This window comes from Candidatus Pelagibacter sp. HIMB1593, assembly GCF_052047755.1.
In the GTDB taxonomy this organism is placed as follows: Bacteria; Pseudomonadota; Alphaproteobacteria; order Pelagibacterales; family Pelagibacteraceae; genus Pelagibacter.
This window is the reverse complement of record NZ_JBNAJK010000001.1, coordinates 1,192,341-1,210,227: the sequence shown is the minus strand read 5'-3', so window position 1 is coordinate 1,210,227 and position 17,887 is coordinate 1,192,341. Positions and strand designations below refer to the sequence as shown.

Sequence of the window (17,887 nt, the reverse complement as noted above, 5' to 3'; positions counted from 1 at the left end):
TTAATTGTTTATAATGAGTAGAAATAATTTTTATGAATAAAGTTTTAAAATTTTTAGACAGTACTTTTTTAGATTTAGGTCGACAATTTAAATGGACTTATTTACCTCCTTTGATGGTTTATGTTGCGGCTGGTATTTCTGGATTAACTGGAATAGTCGGAACTTTTTTTGTTAAAGATTACTTAAATTTATCTGCAGCTTTTTTAGCTGGACTTGGGTTCTGGGCTGGAATTCCTTGGGCATTAAAAATGCCTTTAGGACATTTGGTAGATCTTATATGGAATAGAAAAAATTATATGGTTTACTTTGGCGCTTCTTTAATCGCTTTAAGTTTGCTGATTATGTATGGACTTATAATTCATACAGAAGACATGTCTGAAATTTTCACAGTTGAGACTTGGTTTGTGATTAGCGTAATTTTAGCACCTGTTGGTTATGTAATTCAAGATGTTGTTGCTGATGCTATGACTGTTGAAGCTGTCCCATTAACTGATGAGAGTGGAAATGATTACAGTAAAGATCAAGTTAAAATTATGCATACAACAATGCAAACCTTTGGTCGTTTTGCAATTATTGGAGGCACTGTTTTAGTTGCGTTGGTGAATGTAATTTTATTTAGAGATGTAGATAGCCTAGAACAGTCTGCTAAAATTTCTCTATACGGTAAAATTTATTTATATGCGTTAGTTATTCCAATTGTTTCAATCTTAGGGGTATTTTTAGCAAAATATTTAAGGAATAAGAAAATTCAAAATTTAAAATCTAAAGGACTTGAATTTAAAGAAGAAAGAGGAACTGAGAAAACAAAAATTAATTGGTGGATCCTTGGAGGAAGCTTAATTTTTGTTATTTTCACTTTATCTATCGGATCGTTCAAAGTTCCTTTTGCACAAGAAATTGTTTTCATTGGTTCAGTTATCATAATTTTATTTTTGATGTTTAAGCTCATCAAAGAGTTGCCAGAAAATTTAAGGTTAACAATTGTTGGTACTGCAGTAATTATATTTATATTTAGAGCAATGCCAGGTCCTGGTCCTGGTCTAACGTGGTTTGAAATTGATGAACTTGGTTTTAATGAACAATTTTTTTCAATTTTGTCTTTACTGGCATCAATTTTAACATTGGCTGGAATTGTTTTATTGAGACCTTTTATGGCCAATAACTCAATTGCAAAAATTATTGTTGTATTAAGTATAGCTGGTGCAATTTTATTTTTACCAAGTGTTGGAATGTATTATGGATTTCATAATTGGACCGCTTCAATAACAGGTGGTGTAGTTGATGCTAAATTTATAGCGATACTAAATACAGCTTTAGAGTCTCCATTAGGTCAGGTATCAATGATACCTTTATTAGCTTGGATTGCTAAAAATGCCCCTTCACATCTTAAAGCAACTTTTTTTGCAGTTTTTGCTTCTTTTACAAATTTAGCTCTTTCAGCAAGTGCTTTAGGGACAAAATATTTAAATCAAATTTTTACAGTTACTAGAGAAGTAAAAGATAAAGTTTCAGGAGAAATTCAAACTACTGCTGATTATTCAGAGCTTGGGATATTGTTAATTGTTGTAACTTTACTTACACTTATTTTGCCTATTTTATTTGTCTATATAATTAACAATAGTAAGTACAAAACCTCAGAATAAACAATAATTTTATAGTTTTTTTGGTTTTTTTTGTTAATTAAAAATTATGAAAAAAATTTTCCTAGTTTACGGTCATTATAATGAAAATTCATTTAACGCAGCAATTAAAAATGAATTTATCAAACACTCTGAATTAAAAGGTAACAAAGTAGACGTTGTAGATTTATACAAAGAAAAATTTGATCCTGTATTTGCTGGAGAAGACCCAAGTGATGAAGTCTTAGATCATCGTAAGAGAATAGAAGAGTGTGATACAATTGTATTAGTTGCGCCAATATGGAATTTTAGAATGCCAGCAATTGTTGAAGGATGGATTGATAAAGTGTTGGCACCGCCATGGGCATTTAGATTTAAGCAACTAGTTGGAAACTATGGTTATCCAATTGGTAATTTAAGAAAAAAGAAAGCGGTAATTTTTTGCACATATGGTTCACCAAGACTAGCTATAACTACATTTTTTTTAAATTTACCGATTAGAAGACTTAAAAGAGGGGTATTTCATATGTGTGGCATATATAACATTACCTATCGAAGATATTTTGCAGTACCTTTTGTAAGCGACTCAAAAAGACAAGAGTTCTTAGAAGATGTTAAAAAAACTGCGAATAATATTTAGCACTTTATTAATTCTATTATTAACTACTGTTTATTCATATTCAGAGTTGATAAACCCAAGCAAAAATATTACTCCAAAAGAAGTTGTTGAAATTCAACTTAATGGTCTCAAACAAAATGATTTGGAATATAAAGATAGAGGGATAGAGCAAACATGGACCTTTGCTCACCCGAATAATAAAAGAGTAACAGGTCCCCTAGATAATTTTAAGCGAATGATCAAAGGAGCCTCCTATAAAATGATGATTAATCATCTAAGCCACACTGTCACTGAGCTTGGTAGTAGTGACAAATGGGCCCAATTTGAGGTCATCATTTTAGATAAGGACAAAATTTATCACAAGTTCAATTGGCAGGTTGAAAAATATACAGACGAAGGAGTTTTAAAAGATTGCTGGTTGACCACAATGGTCTCAAGTCCAATTCCACTTGGTAGCTCAATTTGATTATCCACAGATACATTTTTGTTTCGTTACTAATAAAAATTTAGTAGGAATCACGAAATGAAAACAAAAACTAAAGTCGTAGTAGTTGGTGGTGGAGTAGTTGGTGTCAGTGCTCTTTATCATTTAGCAAAAAAAGGTTGGTCTGATGTAGTTCTTGTTGAGAGAAAAGAATTAACCTCAGGTTCAACTTGGCATGCAGCAGGTTTATTGCCTTTATTTAATATGAGTTACTCTGTAGGTCAGCTACATAAGTATGCAGTAAATCTATATAAAACTTTAGAAGAAGAAACTGGAAAAAATGTTGGCTTTAGTGTTGTTTCAAATATTCGTTTGGCAAGTACAAAAGATAGGATGGATGAGTACCACCAGTACGCAGGTGTCGCTCGAACGATTGGAGTAGATGTAAAGTTTTTAACTCCACAACAAGTAAAAGAAATTTGGCCTCTATGTCATACAGATGATTTAGTTGGAGCAATTCAACACCCAGAAGATGGATACATCCAACCTGCAGATTTAACACAAGCTTTAGCTACTGGTGCAAGAAATAGGGGAGCAGAGATTTATAGAAACACAACTGTTCTATCAATGAGACAAACAAAAGATGGATGGATTGTTGAAACAGATAAAGGATCAATTGAATGTGAACATGTAATTTCTTGTTCTGGAAATTTTGCAAGACAAACTGGTGAAATGGTTGGATTAGATATTCCAGTTATTCCTGTTGAACATCAATATATCGTGACCGAACCTCATCCTTTAATTCAACAAAGAAAAAAAGACGGTTTACCAGAAATGGGAGTTTTAAGAGATAGCGATAGTAGATGGTATATGAGAGAAGAAGCGGGTGGATTAATTTTAGGACCTTATGAAGATGGTGCACCAGCATGTTATGTAGAAGGACCATCAAAGAATTCTGAATACGAATTATTTCAAGAAGATTTAGATAGATTAGCCCCACATATTGAAGGAGCAATACATAGAGTTCCAGCTTTTGGAGAAGTTGGGGTTAAGAAAGTTTATAATGGAGCAATTTGTTATACACCTGATGGAAATCCAATTGTTGGACCTGCCTGGGGATTAAAGAATTTTTGGATTAATGAAGGTCATAGTTTTGGAATAACTGCAGCAGGTGGTGCTGGTTGGCAACTTGCTGAATGGATTGTAGATGGTGAACCAACAATTGATATGTTGGGTGTTGAGCCAAGACGATATGGAAACTATGCAACAAAATCTTATTTGAAGGCTAAAAATGAAGAAGCTTATAGTCATGTGTTTATAGTTCACTATCCCGATGAAGAAAGACCTGCAGCAAGACCTTTAAGAACAGCTCCGTGTTACGAAAGAATGAAAAATTTAGGAGCAGTTTTTGGACAAAAATTTGGATGGGAAAGACCTAACTTTTTTGCAACAGATGGAATGGAACAAAAGGATGATTGGTCGTTTAGAAGATCAAAATGGTTTGATGCAATTAAAAAGGAATGTGAAAACGTAAAAGAAAATGTTGGTCTTTTAGATATGACTGCCTTTGCAAAATGCAGAATAAGAGGACCTAAAGCAGAAGAGTTTTTAGACTATTTAGTTGCAAATAAGCTTCCAAAAAAGATTGGAAGAATAAATCTATGCCACGCATTAAATACCAAAGGTGGTGTGCATTCAGAATTTACAATTATGAAAGAAGCTGAGAATAGTTATTACTTAGTATCTGCTGGAGCAAATTTAAGATTAGATCATGATTGGATTCAAAAATGGATGCCAGATGATGGATCTGTAATTTTTGAAGATTTAACAAATAGCACAGGTGTCTTGGTAGTTGCTGGCCCTAAAGCAAGACAACTAATGCAAAAAGTTTCAACAGATGATTTTTCTAATGAAAACTTTAAATGGCTTACAGCAAAAAATGTGAATGTAGGATATGCACCAGTTAATGCCATGAGAGTAAATTTTGTTGGTGAACTCGGATGGGAACTTCATCATCCAATCGAGTATCAAAATCATATTTTTGATAAATTAATGGAAGCTGGTAAAGATTTAGGAATTAAACCTTTTGGTATCAGAGCAATGAATAGTTTAAGAGTAGAAAAATCTTACAAATTAGTTGGAACAGAATTGTCGATTGAATATTCTCCATATGAATCAGGACTAGATAGATTTATTCATCCAAATAAAGGAAACTTTATTGGTTTAGAAGCACTTAATAAATGGAGAGAAAAAGGTTTTGATAATAAATTAGTAACTTTAGAAGTTCACAATACTAAAGATGCTGATGTTTTAGGAAATAATCCTATATTTAAAGACGGTAAGGTGGTTGGGAGAGCAACAGGCGGTGAGTTTGGTTTTAGATTAGATAAATCAATAGCTCTTGCAATGGTAAAACCTGATTGTTCTAATGTGGGCGACAAATTACAAGTTGATATATTGGGTGAAATGTATGACGCTACAGTTTTAGATGAAAGTCCATACGATTCAGAAAATAATTTGTTGAGAGCTTAATGAAAATCTTAGTAGCAGTAAAAAGAGTTATTGATTACAACGTTCAAATCAGAGTTAAAGAAGATGGAACTGGCGTAGTTACAGACAATGTAAAAATGTCAACTAATCCACCAGATGATAATGCAATCGAAGAGGCAGTAAAAATTAAAGAAGCAGGAAAAGCAAGTGAAGTGGTTGCAATAACTGTAGGAGAAGAAAAAGCTCAAGAAACTGTTAGAAAGGCTTTAGCAGTTGGAGCAGATAGAGGAATTCATGTTAAAGCTGATGGAATACTAGAACCTTTAGCTGTTTCAAAAATTTTACAAAAGATTGTTGAAAAAGAAAAACCAGATTTAGTTTTTATGGGAAAACAAGCAATTGATGATGATTGTAATCAAACAGGTCAAATGTTGAGTGCACTATTAAATTGGCCACAAGCAACTTTTGCATCAAAGATTGATGTAAAAGATAATAAGCTAGAAGTTACTAGAGAAATAGATGAGGGACTTGAAACAATTGAAATAAATGTTCCTGCTATTGTAACTTGCGATTTAAGATTAAATGAACCAAGATACGCCTCTCTTCCAAACATTATGAAGGCAAAGAAAAAACCAATTGAAGAAATTTCTGCATCTGATCTAGGTATTGATACTTCTCCAAGAGTAGAGCAAATTAAAGTAGAAGAGCCACCAAAAAGAAAAGCGGGCATTAAAGTGGCTAATGTAGCAGAATTAGTTCAAAAATTAAAAAATGAGGCAAAGGTAATATAATGGCAGTTTTACTTATAGCAGAGCATAATAATAAAGAGTTAAGACCATTTACATTAAATGCGGCTACAGCCGCTTCACAAATTGATAGCGAAGTTCATGCTGTGATAATTGGAAATGATAGTGCAGAGGCATCAAAACAATTATCAGAGCTTCCAGTAATTAAAAAAGTATTAAGTGTTGAAGCACCACACTATGAAAATTTCACTGCAGAAAATTTTGCTCCAGTTGTGGTTAAACTAGCGGAAAGTTATTCTCATATCATTTGTTCAGCAAATACATTTGGTAAAAATTTAATGCCAAGAATTGCAGCTCATCTTGATACTTCACAAGTTAGTGACATTATAAAAGTAATATCATCTGATACTTTTGTTAGACCAATTTATGCTGGGAATGCTTTTGCAACAGTTAAAAGTAATGATGCAAAAAAATGTGTAACTATTAGACCAACTTCATTTGATCCTTGTGAAAGCTCAGGGGGTTCAGCACCAATTGAGAAAATTGATGCTGGTGAAGAATTTTCAAATACAAAATTTATAAAAAGAGAAGAAATTAAATCTGATAGACCTGAACTAGGTACAGCTAGAATTGTTGTATCAGGTGGAAGAGGAATGCAAAGTGGAGATAACTTTAAATTAATTACTGAAATTGCTGATAAGCTTGGAGCAGCTATTGGAGCATCAAGAGCTGCAGTTGATGCTGGTTATATAAGCAATGATCATCAAGTTGGGCAAACCGGAAAAGTTGTTGTACCAGATTTATACATAGCTGTTGGAATATCAGGAGCAATTCAGCATTTAGCGGGCATGAAAGAAAGTAAAGTTATAGTTGCAATTAATAAAGATGGTGAGGCCCCAATTTTTAGCGTTGCTGATTATGGTCTTGAAGCAGATCTCTTTGAAGCTTTGCCTCAGTTCATGGAAGAACTGAACAAATTAAACACTATACAAAAATAATCCTTACAGTTAAAAATTAGATTATGTCTAGAGAATCTATGGAATATGATGTTGTAATCATTGGTGGTGGCCCATCAGGATTAGCGACTGCAATTAAATTAAAACAATTAGATTCAAATTTGAATGTTTGTTTGCTTGAAAAAGCTTCAGAAATAGGAGCTCATATTTTGAGTGGGAATGTTTTTGAAACAAGAGCTCTAGATGAGTTATTACCTAATTGGAGAGAACTTAACTCGCCAATTAAAACAAAAGTAACAAAAGAAAAATTTTTATTTTTAGGAAAAACAAAATCTTTAAGTTGGCCAACTTGGCTTTTGCCAGCAGTTCAACAAAATCATAAAAATTATATTATTAGTTTAGCTAACTTATGTAGATGGTTAGCTGAACAAGCAGAAGCTTTGGGTGTAGAAATTTTTCCAGGTTTCCCAGCAAGTGAAATTTTATATAACGATGACGGGTCTGTTAAAGGAGTAGCTACCCAAGATATGGGTATAGATAAAGAGGGCAACAAAAAAGATAGCTTTGAACCAGGCATTGAGCTTTTAGGAAAAGTAACAGTTTTTGCTGAAGGTTGCAGAGGTCATCTAGGAAAACAATTAATTCAAAAATTTGAACTGAGTAAAGGAAAAGATCCCCAGCAATATGGAATTGGTTTTAAGGAAATTTGGGAAATAGAAGAAAAAAATCATGAAGAAGGACTAGTAATGCATACAGCTGGATGGCCACTTGATAACAATACTTACGGTGGAAGCTTTATGTATCACGCTGAAAATAAACAAGTGTTTTTAGGCTATGTAATAGGATTGGATTACAAAAATCCACATTTATCTCCATATGATGAATTTCAAAGATTTAAAACTCATCCAGCAATTAAAAAAATAATAGAAGGAGGAAAAAGAATTTCATATGGCGCAAGAGCATTAATCGAGGGAGGATTTCAAAGTTTACCTAAAATGTTTATGCCAGGTGCCTTACTAGTAGGATGTGATGCTGGTACATTAAATATGCCTAAAATTAAAGGCTCTCATACCGCAATGAAAAGTGGAATGATAGCAGCTGAAACTATTAATGAACACTTAAAAGAAAATAAGGATTTATCTATTTATGAAGATAAATTTAAAAATAGCTGGTTATATAAAGAATTATTTGAGGCTCGAAATGTAAAACCTAGTTTTAGTTGGGGACTGATTTTGGGGATTATCTTTACAGGTATTGATCAAATTTTGTTTAGAGGAAAACTTCCTTTCACTCTTAAACACAAACATGCAGATCATGAAACATTAAAACCTGCGAGTGAAATGCCTAAAATTGATTATCCAAAGTACGATAATGTAATAACTTTTGATAAAACTAGTTCAGTTTATCTTACAGGAACTAACCATGCTGAAAATCAACCTGTCCACTTACAACTTAAAGATCCCGATTTACCAATCAAATACACTTTAGAAAAATTTGATGAACCTGCTCAAAGATATTGTCCTGCTGGAGTATACGAAGTGCAGAAAGAAAATGATGTTAATAAATTTGTAATTAATTCGCAAAATTGTATTCACTGTAAAACTTGCGATATTAAAGAACCTTCACAAAACATAACTTGGGTGACACCAGAAGGTGGTGGCGGACCAAGATATGGAAATATGTAAATTAGGACAAATCTATTGCAAACTTTTTTAAAGTTTCAATAGGCACATATTTAAGAGTGTTTTCGTGGGTTCTTTTCAAAAATATTGGACATCCTTTACCAGCTTCAACTGCTCTTGCATACCAACTAGCACACAGACACCATCCATCTCCATCTTTTAAACCTGGAAATCCAAATTCAGGATGTGGAGTAATTAAATCGTTACCTGCCTCTTTCATCCACTCTAAGCATTCAGTAGTAACTTTAGCACAAACTGTATGAAGTCCATGATCATTCTCGTCAGTGTTACAGCAACCATCGCGAAACCAACCTGTTAATGGATCATTGGAGCATTCTTCTAGATCTTCACCTAGAACATTTTTTTGTTTTTCACTCATTAAATTTTAGTAGGATTTGGTTGTCCCTTATAAACTTCTTCAGGATCAAATTTTTTTTCTTTTTCAAGAAATTCCATTTCTACTTTGCGTCCATTATCAATTGGTCCCATAGGAATAGATCTATAAAAGCATGATCTGTATCCAACATGGCAACTAGCTCCGTCACCTATATCAACTGTTAACCAAATTGAGTCTTGATCATCATCAATTCTGATCTCAGTAACTTTTTGAGTAAAGCCACTTGTTTTACCTTTGTGCCAGATTGCTTTTCTAGATCTACTAAAGTAGTGAGCTTCTTTGGTTTCAATTGTTTTTTTTAATGCTTCAACATTCATATATCCGTGCATTAAAATGTCTTTGGTTTTTGAACACATAGTAATGACAGGTATTAAGCCATCATTATCAAATTTTGGAGAAAGAAGATTTCCTTCCTCGATATCGTAGATATTTTCTCTTTTTTTGAACATAGAATGTGATTATGTAGCACATATCTAGATATAATAAATATTTTAAAATTAGGTAATTACTGTATAAAAAGGCGCTATGAAATTAGTAAAAGACACTGATAACAAGTTAAATGAAAATAAGCAAATTTCAGACAAAGATGCTGAAGAAGCTTTTAAAACAATTTTAACATGGATGGGCGAAGACCCAAATAGAGAAGGTTTATTAGAAACTCCAAAAAGAGTTGTTAAAGCATTTAAAGAATATTTTAAAGGTTACAAAGAAGATCCAGATAAAATTTTGGATAAAACTTTTGGTGATGTAGAGGGTTATGATGACATGGTTGTCCAAAAAAATATTTCTGTTCAAAGTCATTGCGAACATCACATGGCACCAATTATTGGAAAAGCTCATGTTGCATATATTCCAAAAGAAAGAGTTGTAGGTTTAAGTAAACTTGCAAGAGTAGTTGAAGTATTTTCTAAAAGACTTCAAACACAAGAAAGACTTACAATGCAAATTGCAAATACTTTAATGGAATCATTAGATGCCAAAGGTGTTGCAGTAACAATAGATTCAACTCATCAGTGTATGACTATGAGAGGAATTAAAAAAGAACAAGCAACTACAGTGACAAACTATTATTTAGGTCAATTTAAAGAAGATTTAAGTTTTCAAAATAGATATTTACGATTTATTAGCACTACGCTAAAAGATTAAAGTGTCTGATCAATTCAAAGCAATAGTTCTTAATCAAGAGGGTGAAAATTTTTCTAGAGAAGTAAAATCTTTAGATAGAAGTTTTTTAAAACATGGGGATGTAACTGTTCAGGTAGAATATTCTGATTTAAATTTTAAAGATGGAATGATTCTAAAGAATGGTGGAAGACTAGTAAAAGAGTATCCGCACATACCAGGAATAGATTTTTCAGGAAAAGTAATTGAAAGTGAAAATTCAAAATTTAAATCAGGTGACGAAGTAATATTAACTGGTTTTAGAGTTGGAGAAGTATTTTTTGGCGGTTATTCTCAGATAGCAAAAGTCAATGCAGATTTCCTAGTTAAAAAACCTGATGACTTAAGCAGTAAGCAGGCAATGATTTTAGGTACTGCAGGCTTAACTTCTTTAATGAGTGCTTTTGCAATTCAAGCAAGAGAAAGTATTTTGCTTGGAGAAAAAGTTAATCAAGTTTTAGTAACGGGGGCAACTGGAGGCGTTGGTAGTGTTGCAATAATGGTTTTAACAAAATTAGGATACAATGTAACTGCAGTATCTGGAAAAGAAAGTAAGTCAGATTATTTAAAATCTTTAGGTGCAAAAAACATTATAAATAGAGCTGAATTTGATAAAGACCCAAGACCAATAGATAAAGGTTTATGGGATGGAGTAGTAGACACTGTTGGAGGTAAAATTTTAGCAAATGCAATAGCACAAACAAAACCAAATGGAATTATAGCTGTATGTGGAAATGCAAATAGTAATGAACTTAATACCAATTTACTTCCATTTATGTTAAGAGGAATTAAGGTTTGGGGAATGGACTCTGCTAATTGCAGCATAAAAAGAAGAGAATTTATGTGGAGTGAAGCCACAAAGTTAATTGATTTTGAATTACTCGAAAAATCAGTTCAAATAGTAGGTTTAGATGAACTAATTGAAACTTATCCTAAAATTTTAAAAGGTGAAATTTCTGGAAGAGTATTGGTGGATGTAAATAAATAATGGATTGGGATAAATTAAAAATTTTTCATGCAGTTGCAGAAGCTGGAAGTTTTACAAATGCTACTGTTAATTTAAACCTTAGCCAATCTGCAATCAGTAGACAGATACAGTCCCTAGAGCAAGATTTGAAAGTACAACTATTTGAAAGACATGCAAGAGGATTAACTCTTACAGAAAATGGCGAGTATGTTTTTAAAACTGCACACGAAGTAATAAGCAAGTTAAAAGAAGTCGAAACATCTCTAGGTGATCAAAAAAATAAACCAACAGGAAAATTAACTATAACAACAGTAAGAAGTTTTGGTACTCACTGGTTAACGCCTAGAATTCAAGAATTTATGAGACTTAATCCAGAGATTGAAATAGAGTTAGTTTTCGATGACAAAGAATTAGATTTAAGTACAAGGCAGGCTGATATTGGAATTTTCATGAGAAGGCCAAAACAGCTTAATTATATTCAAAAAAAGCTAGTTGATATTAAATATTATATTTATGGATCAAATAAGTACTTAGAAAAAAATGGAATGCCGAAGACAATAAACGATTTAAATAAACATAAATTTATTTCATTTGGAAAAGGGGCACCTTCTCCAGTTTATAATCCAGATTGGGCACTAAAAATTGGAATGCATGATGGTAAAAAAAGAAAATCAATCATGAAGGTAAATAGTGTAATGGGGCTCTTGTTAGCTGTAGAATCTGGGGTAGGATTGGCTGCACTTCCTGAATATCTTGTAACAAACTCAAACAACGTAATTAAAGTACTACCAAAAGTAGAAGGACCTATAACAGAAGCACACTTTGTGTATCCTCAGTCATTAAAAAATACAGCTAGAGTTCAAGCATTTAGAAATTTCTTATTTAGTAAAATCGGCGACTGGAAATAAAAATTCCCCACATTTACCAATAGAAAAAAAAGTATTGATATATACGTCAATATATGCGATTGATAATCATTCTCATTGAGAATAATTCTCATTCGCAAATAAACTAGGGTAAAGAAAAGGATACAAATGAAAAAAATGACATTATTAGCATTAATTTTATTTTTTTTTGCCAAAACGAGCATAGCAGGTGAAGTAAATGTTTTTAGTGCAAGACATTACGACTCTGACATTCAGTTGTATGAAAAGTTTACTAACAAAACAGGTATAAAAGTAAACGTAGTTTCAGGTAAAGACAAAGCGTTACAAAAAAGAATTACTGAAGAAGGAAAAGATTCTAAAGCTGATTTATATATTACAGCAGATGCTGGAAGACTAGGTGCATTTGATGCAAAAGGGATGTTTCAGAACTCTATGTCAGCGCAAATTGAAGCTTCAGTGCCAGAAAACTTTAGATCTGATAATTGGACAGGTATCGCCAAAAGAGCGAGAATTATTTATTATTCACCAGAAAGAGTAAGTTCAGAAGATTTAAAAGGAATAACTTATGAAAGTTTGTCAGATCCAAAATGGAAAGGAAAAATTGTAATTAGAAAATCTAATAATATTTACAATCAATCTCTTGTTGCATCATTAATTAAAAATAATGGTAAAGAACAAACTTTAGAATGGGCAAAAAAATTAGTTTCAAATTTTGCAAGAAATCCTAAAGGAAATGATAGAGCTCAAATTTTAGCTGTTGCCGCTGGTGAAGCTGATTTAGCTATAGCAAACACTTATTATTATGCTTTGATGTTATCTGGTCAAAAAGGAGAAGATCAAAAAGAAGCTGCTCAAAAGGTATTACCTTATTTCCCAAATCAAAATGATAGAGGGACACATATGAATATAAGTGGTGGAGGTATTTTAAAAAATTCTCCTAATCCTGAAAATGCAAAAAAATTATTAGAATTTCTTTTAACAAAAGAAGCACAACAGCATATAGTAAACAATACATTTGAATACCCAATGATAGATGGTGTTGAACCACACCCTCTTATAAAAAAAATGGGTGAAAATTTTAAACAGGATTTAAAAACAAAAGTAGAAGACTATAAAAAAAATCAGGCTGATGCATTGGAGGTAATGTTGATGTCTGGTTGGAAATAAAAGAGGTTAACACTAAGTACTTTTGGTATAAAGTTTATTACCCTACTTTATATCATTAGTACTTCGTTAAAATGGGTAATAAAATTAATATTTGGTTTTTGAGCTCTTTGCTCATTTCTATTATAGTTGCAATACCAATTGTAACTGTATTTAGTAGTTTTTTTGAACCAACAGGTGAGTATTTATCAATTGTAAAAAATACATTTTTGTATGAGTATATTTCAAATTCAATAATTCTTGTAATTGGAGTTTTAATTACAACTTTTGTAATTGGTGTAGGATCTGCTTATTTAGTTTCATTTTATAAATTTCCAGGAGTTAATTTTTTTAAATGGGTGTTGATTTTATCTTTTGCAGTTCCAGCTTATATCTATGCATATTCACTAACTGCTTTTTTTGAAAACTATGGAACAGCTTTTTCAATTATGAAAAGCTTATTCGGTGATGGAAATTACAATAATGTTTTACCTAAATTTGATGGAATGCTAGGAGCTATAATTTCAATTTCATTTTCTCTATTTGGTTATGTTTATGTGTTAACAAGAACCTCATTTCATTATCAATCTCAAAATTTGTTAGAACTTGGTAAAAACCTGGGTTTTTCAACAAAAAAAACATTTTTTAAAATTATTTTACCATCAGCAAGACCAGCAATTATTGCTGGATTATCTTTAGTTGCTATGGAGACTTTATCAGATTTTGGTGCAGTATCTTTTTTTGGAATATCGACTTTAACTACTGGAATTTATGATGCGTGGATATCTTTTGATGATTTGGCTTTAGCGAATAGAATATCTTTTTTTCTTTTAATTTTCATATTTGGATTATTTTATTTAGAGAACTTATCTAGAAAAAAAGCACAGTATCATTCTCCTGCCAAAGGAAATTTTAAGACTAAAACTTTGAAACAATTAAATGGTTATAAATCTTTAATGGCATTAATATTTTGCTCATTTGTATTTCTTGCAAGCTTTGTATTCCCAGTTTTGCAAATGCTTTACTGGACAATCAAATTTCCAAAACATTTTATAGATTTAAATATTATAGAATTATTATCAAACACATTGATATTAGTCTTCTTATCGGGCTTTCTTTTGATATTTTTATCTTTCGTATCAAATTATGGAAATAGAATTAGCAAAAACAAGTTATTAAATATACTAACAACTTTTTCAATTACTGGTTATGCAGTACCAGGAATAATATTAGCTGTAGCTTTCATAACTTTTATTTCTTGGTTTGATGAAAATATATTTTATTTTTTTGATATAAAACAAATTTTTATTGGATCTATACTTGGTTTAGTAATTGTTTATTTTGTAAGATTTTATTCTTTAGCTAACAACGGTATTAAATCTGGATATTTAAAAATAAATTACTCAATTGATGAAAGTGCATATCTATTAGGTTATTCAAAATTAAAAACTTTTTTAAATATTCATATTCCTTATCTTAAAAACTCAGTTCTATTAATTGCTATATTATTATCAATCGAAATAATCAAAGAATTACCAATTACATTAATTATGCGTCCTTTTAATTTCGAAACATTTGCCACCCAGGCCTATATATTTGCTTCACAAGATTTACTAGAAGCTGCTGCTGCACCTTCATTAATACTTATTATGATTGCAAGTATTTTTATTTTAATTACATCTAAGTATATGTTTAAAGACAAATAAAATGAGAAATAATTTTTTAGAAATTGAGAATGTTACTTTTGCTGCAAGCTCTAAAAATAAAGTAACCAATGTTTCATTTAATATTGAAAATGAAGGAGACATAGTTTGTTTGCTAGGCCCTTCTGGAATTGGAAAAACTACAATTTTAAGAACAATAGCTGGACTTGAAAAAATTCAGTCTGGTAAAATTATCTTAAAAAATAAAATTATTTCATCTAAAGAGAGCCATGTTGAACCTGAGGATAGAAATATATCTTTGGCTTTTCAAGATAACTCTCTATTTCCTCACTACAATGTTTTGGAAAATATAAATTTTGGGGCTGAGAGAAATAAAAAAAAGAAGAAAGGTCTAAATTTCAAAGAAATAGTGAAATTTCTTCATTTAGAAAAAATCTTAGAAAAATATCCTCATGAAATTAGCTCTGGAGAAGCTCAAAGAGCCTCTTTAGCTAGATCTTTGTTATCAAATCCTGATTTGTTACTATTAGATGAACCTCTGTCTAATATAGATCAAAGTTTCAAAGAAGAAATACAGGTAAAGTTAAAGCAAATCTTAAAAGACTTAAAAATTACAACAATAATTGTTACTCATGACTCTTACGAAGCATTCTATTTAGGTAACAAATGTGGAATTATTTTAGATGGAGAACTCAAACAATTTGATGATCCCTATAATGTTTATCATTTCCCAAATTCTGTTGATGTAGTAAATTTTTTAAACAGAGGGATATTAATTCCAGCAAAAGTTACAGATGAAAATACTTTAGAAAATGATGATTTAGGTACAATTAAAGGCAATTTTACAAAACATTATCCAAAAGGATCTAAAGTACAGTTATTGTTACAGCCAGAAGATCTAGAACATGACGATAAAAGCAATTTAAAATTAGAAGTGGTTGATAGAAAGTTTAGGGGAACAAATTTTATATATACTCTTAAAACTAGTAGTGATTTATTAATTCCTGTTTTTGTTCATTCACATCACGTTCACCAACATGAAATTGATGAAAAATTTGGGATCAAACGTCCGATAAATATTGATCACATAGTTTGTTTTTAATAGAACCCAAATAAATGCTTACAAAAAAACAATTATTTACTAGAGGCATGTTGGATATTTCTCCACACATGTTGTCGGTGATTCCATTTGGAATAATTTGTGGAGCTATCGGTGTTGAATTGGGTTTTGACCCATTATTAGTTTATGCGATGTCTATAATAATTTTTGGTGGTGCATCACAAATTGTTTTTTTACAATTACTATCAGGTGGTGCATCTGGATTGGTAGCAGCAACATCTGTCGGTGTTATTAATTCAAGACATCTTTTGTATGGAGCAGTTTTATCAGAGTACTTGGAAAAATTATCATTAATAAAAAAATTGTTAATTTCTTATATTATTGTTGATCAAGGTTTTGCAGAGTCTAATAAATTTTTTAAAAAAAATAAATCAGAGCAGTACTTACATTATCATTTGATTGGTACAGGTTGTACAATGTGGGTTTGTTGGCAAATTGCTACTTTGTCAGGAATCATTTTAGGTTCATTTGTGCCAGAGGAACTTGGATTAAAGTTTGCAATACCACTTACGTTTATAGCTATTGTAATACAAGATTTAAAAAAAATTGATCACTTAATTGTAATGATTGTATGTGGATTGAGTTCGTTATTATTTTATGATGCTCCATTTAGATCTTATATAATTATTTCACCTATACTCGCTTTGTTTGTTGCAGCTTTAATATTGAGGTTAAAAAAATAAAATGACCTGGTTATCAATTATTGTTGCAGGAATATTAACTTACTTTACTAGAATGACGATGGTAGCTCTAGTAAGTCGAGACATGTTGGGAGATAAAATAAAAGCTGTGTTAGCTTATGTTCCATCAGCCGTGTTTCCTGCAATAATATTTCCAGGAATTTTTATAAATGACTACGGTCAGTTCATTGAAATGGATGACCCTAAAATATTTGCTGCAATTGTTGCTGTAATTGTTGGTTATTTTTCAAGAAATATAATCGCAACTATTTTGTCTGGTTTAATTTCTTATTGGTTTTTGATATTTATCTAAAATGATCTTTAGACAAATATTCGATAGTGTTTCTAGCACTTATACTTATTTAATTGCATCTGGAAGGGGACGTGAAGCTTTAATAATAGACCCAGTCTTAGAAAAAGTTGATCAGTATATTAATTTGTTAAATCAATTAGATTTAAAATTAGTAAAGGTGATAGATACCCATATTCACGCAGATCATATCTCTGGAATTGCTGAACTAAGAGATAAAACTAATTGTGTAACTGTTATGGGTAATAAAACTCCTGCCGATGTAGTTGCAATGAGAGTATCAGATGAAGAGATAATCAAAATAGATGGAGTTGATCTACAAGCTTTATACACTCCTGGTCATACTTCTGAGAGCTTTAGTTTTTTGATGGGTGATAGAGTGTTTACAGGAGATACATTATTAATTAGAGGTACAGGTAGAACAGATTTTCAAAACGGGGACGCTAAAGACTCTTATAATTCAATATTTAACAAATTATTAAAACTTCCTGATCAAACTCTAGTTTATCCTGCACATGATTATAAAGGAGAAATGGTAAGCACTATTATAGAAGAAAGACAATTTAATCCAAGATTACAGGTAAAATCAGTAGAAGAGTACGTTGATATTATGAATAATTTAAATTTACCAGATCCCAAAATGATGGATGTTGCAGTTCCAAGTAATCTTAAGTTGGGCATTGATTTAAACCGTCAAAAAGTAAACAATGGAATTGAGCCAGAGGAGTTTAACAAGATAAAAAAAGAGGAGAATACAGTTCTGATAGATTTAAGAGAGCAAAATGAAATAGATAAAGAAGGTAAATTAGATAATAGTAATATAGTCCCATTTCCTTCCATGCATGATTACATTGAAAAAAATAAAGATAGCTTAAAAAATAAAAAAATTCTTTTTTACTGTGCTCATGGACACAGATCTACTTTGGCAGTTCAGATTTCTAAATCATATAATTTTGGTAACTGCTTTCACTTAATTGGTGGGTTAGAAAAATGGAAAAAAAAAGGATTAAAAATTAATTAAT

The 17,887-nt window shown here is 31.3% G+C and carries 18 protein-coding genes; 16 read left to right on the top strand and 2 right to left on the bottom strand.

Annotated features, from left to right (window positions below):
• Positions 1-32 precede the first annotated feature (32 nt).
• From ACTTA0_RS06435 to ACTTA0_RS06405, 7 genes are read left to right on the top strand one after another with little or no spacing between them, the layout of a single operon-like run.
• Positions 33-1,643, top strand: a complete 1,611-nt coding sequence (locus tag ACTTA0_RS06435; RefSeq protein WP_440676473.1) for a hypothetical protein — start codon at positions 33-35, stop codon at positions 1,641-1,643.
• A gap of 46 nt (positions 1,644-1,689) precedes the next feature.
• Positions 1,690-2,259, top strand: coding sequence for an NAD(P)H-dependent oxidoreductase (locus tag ACTTA0_RS06430; RefSeq protein ID WP_440676472.1), 570 nt, complete (start codon positions 1,690-1,692; stop codon positions 2,257-2,259).
• Positions 2,231-2,704 (top strand): hypothetical protein, encoded by a 474-nt coding sequence (locus ACTTA0_RS06425; protein ID WP_440676471.1) that lies wholly within the window; start codon positions 2,231-2,233, stop codon positions 2,702-2,704. Before ACTTA0_RS06430 ends, ACTTA0_RS06425 begins: the two co-directional genes overlap by 29 nt.
• A gap of 57 nt (positions 2,705-2,761) precedes the next feature.
• Positions 2,762-5,194: a GcvT family protein gene (locus ACTTA0_RS06420; protein WP_440676470.1), complete on the top strand. Its 2,433-nt coding sequence runs from the start codon at positions 2,762-2,764 to the stop codon at positions 5,192-5,194.
• The gene (locus ACTTA0_RS06415; protein WP_440676469.1) at positions 5,194-5,943 is read left to right on the top strand and encodes an electron transfer flavoprotein subunit beta/FixA family protein; all 750 of its coding nucleotides are present in this window, start codon (positions 5,194-5,196) and stop codon (positions 5,941-5,943) included. The genes ACTTA0_RS06420 and ACTTA0_RS06415 overlap by 1 nt, the downstream gene beginning before the upstream one ends.
• Entirely contained in the window at positions 5,943-6,896 is a 954-nt protein-coding gene (locus ACTTA0_RS06410; protein ID WP_440676468.1) for an electron transfer flavoprotein subunit alpha/FixB family protein, read from the top strand. Before ACTTA0_RS06415 ends, ACTTA0_RS06410 begins: the two co-directional genes overlap by 1 nt.
• 23 nt (positions 6,897-6,919) lie before the next feature.
• The gene (locus tag ACTTA0_RS06405) at positions 6,920-8,539 is read left to right on the top strand and encodes an electron transfer flavoprotein-ubiquinone oxidoreductase (protein ID WP_440676467.1); all 1,620 of its coding nucleotides are present in this window, start codon (positions 6,920-6,922) and stop codon (positions 8,537-8,539) included.
• 1 nt (position 8,540) lies between these two features.
• Here the strand turns inward: ACTTA0_RS06405 and ACTTA0_RS06400 are convergent, their stop codons facing one another.
• A complete protein-coding gene (locus ACTTA0_RS06400) occupies positions 8,541-8,915 on the bottom strand; it encodes a DUF2237 family protein (RefSeq protein WP_072090395.1) in 375 nt (124 codons plus the stop codon).
• The gene (gene hisI / locus ACTTA0_RS06395; protein WP_075506137.1) at positions 8,915-9,382 is read right to left on the bottom strand and encodes a phosphoribosyl-AMP cyclohydrolase; all 468 of its coding nucleotides are present in this window, start codon (positions 9,380-9,382) and stop codon (positions 8,915-8,917) included. Before hisI ends, ACTTA0_RS06400 begins: the two co-directional genes overlap by 1 nt.
• Before the next feature lie 76 nt (positions 9,383-9,458).
• On the opposite strand from hisI, the gene folE reads away from it, so the two are divergent.
• The 9 genes from folE to ACTTA0_RS06350 all read left to right on the top strand — a co-directional run bounded on the left by folE (position 9,459) and on the right by ACTTA0_RS06350 (position 17,886).
• Complete coding sequence (gene folE, locus ACTTA0_RS06390) at positions 9,459-10,079, top strand: GTP cyclohydrolase I FolE (RefSeq protein ID WP_440614151.1); 621 nt, start codon at positions 9,459-9,461, stop codon at positions 10,077-10,079.
• 1 nt (position 10,080) lies between these two features.
• Entirely contained in the window at positions 10,081-11,082 is a 1,002-nt protein-coding gene (locus ACTTA0_RS06385; protein ID WP_440676466.1) for an MDR family oxidoreductase, read from the top strand.
• Positions 11,082-11,969, top strand: a complete 888-nt coding sequence (locus ACTTA0_RS06380) for a LysR family transcriptional regulator (protein WP_075506134.1) — start codon at positions 11,082-11,084, stop codon at positions 11,967-11,969. Before ACTTA0_RS06385 ends, ACTTA0_RS06380 begins: the two co-directional genes overlap by 1 nt.
• Positions 11,970-12,095: 126 nt before the next feature.
• Positions 12,096-13,115 (top strand): extracellular solute-binding protein, encoded by a 1,020-nt coding sequence (locus tag ACTTA0_RS06375; RefSeq protein WP_440676465.1) that lies wholly within the window; start codon positions 12,096-12,098, stop codon positions 13,113-13,115.
• Between the two features lie 71 nt (positions 13,116-13,186).
• Positions 13,187-14,797, top strand: a complete 1,611-nt coding sequence (locus ACTTA0_RS06370; RefSeq protein WP_440676464.1) for an ABC transporter permease — start codon at positions 13,187-13,189, stop codon at positions 14,795-14,797.
• A gap of 1 nt (position 14,798) precedes the next feature.
• Positions 14,799-15,857 (top strand): ABC transporter ATP-binding protein, encoded by a 1,059-nt coding sequence (locus ACTTA0_RS06365; protein WP_440618220.1) that lies wholly within the window; start codon positions 14,799-14,801, stop codon positions 15,855-15,857.
• A gap of 14 nt (positions 15,858-15,871) precedes the next feature.
• On the top strand, positions 15,872-16,558 hold the full coding sequence (locus ACTTA0_RS06360; RefSeq protein ID WP_440647618.1) for an AzlC family ABC transporter permease: 687 nt from the start codon (positions 15,872-15,874) through the stop codon (positions 16,556-16,558).
• 1 nt (position 16,559) lies between these two features.
• Entirely contained in the window at positions 16,560-16,868 is a 309-nt protein-coding gene (locus tag ACTTA0_RS06355; protein WP_075506129.1) for an AzlD domain-containing protein, read from the top strand.
• Between the two features lies 1 nt (position 16,869).
• Positions 16,870-17,886 carry an MBL fold metallo-hydrolase gene (locus ACTTA0_RS06350; protein WP_440676463.1) on the top strand — a complete coding sequence of 339 codons (1,017 nt, stop codon included), beginning with the start codon at positions 16,870-16,872 and terminating at the stop codon, positions 17,884-17,886.
• The last annotated feature ends 1 nt before the right edge of the window (position 17,887 follow it).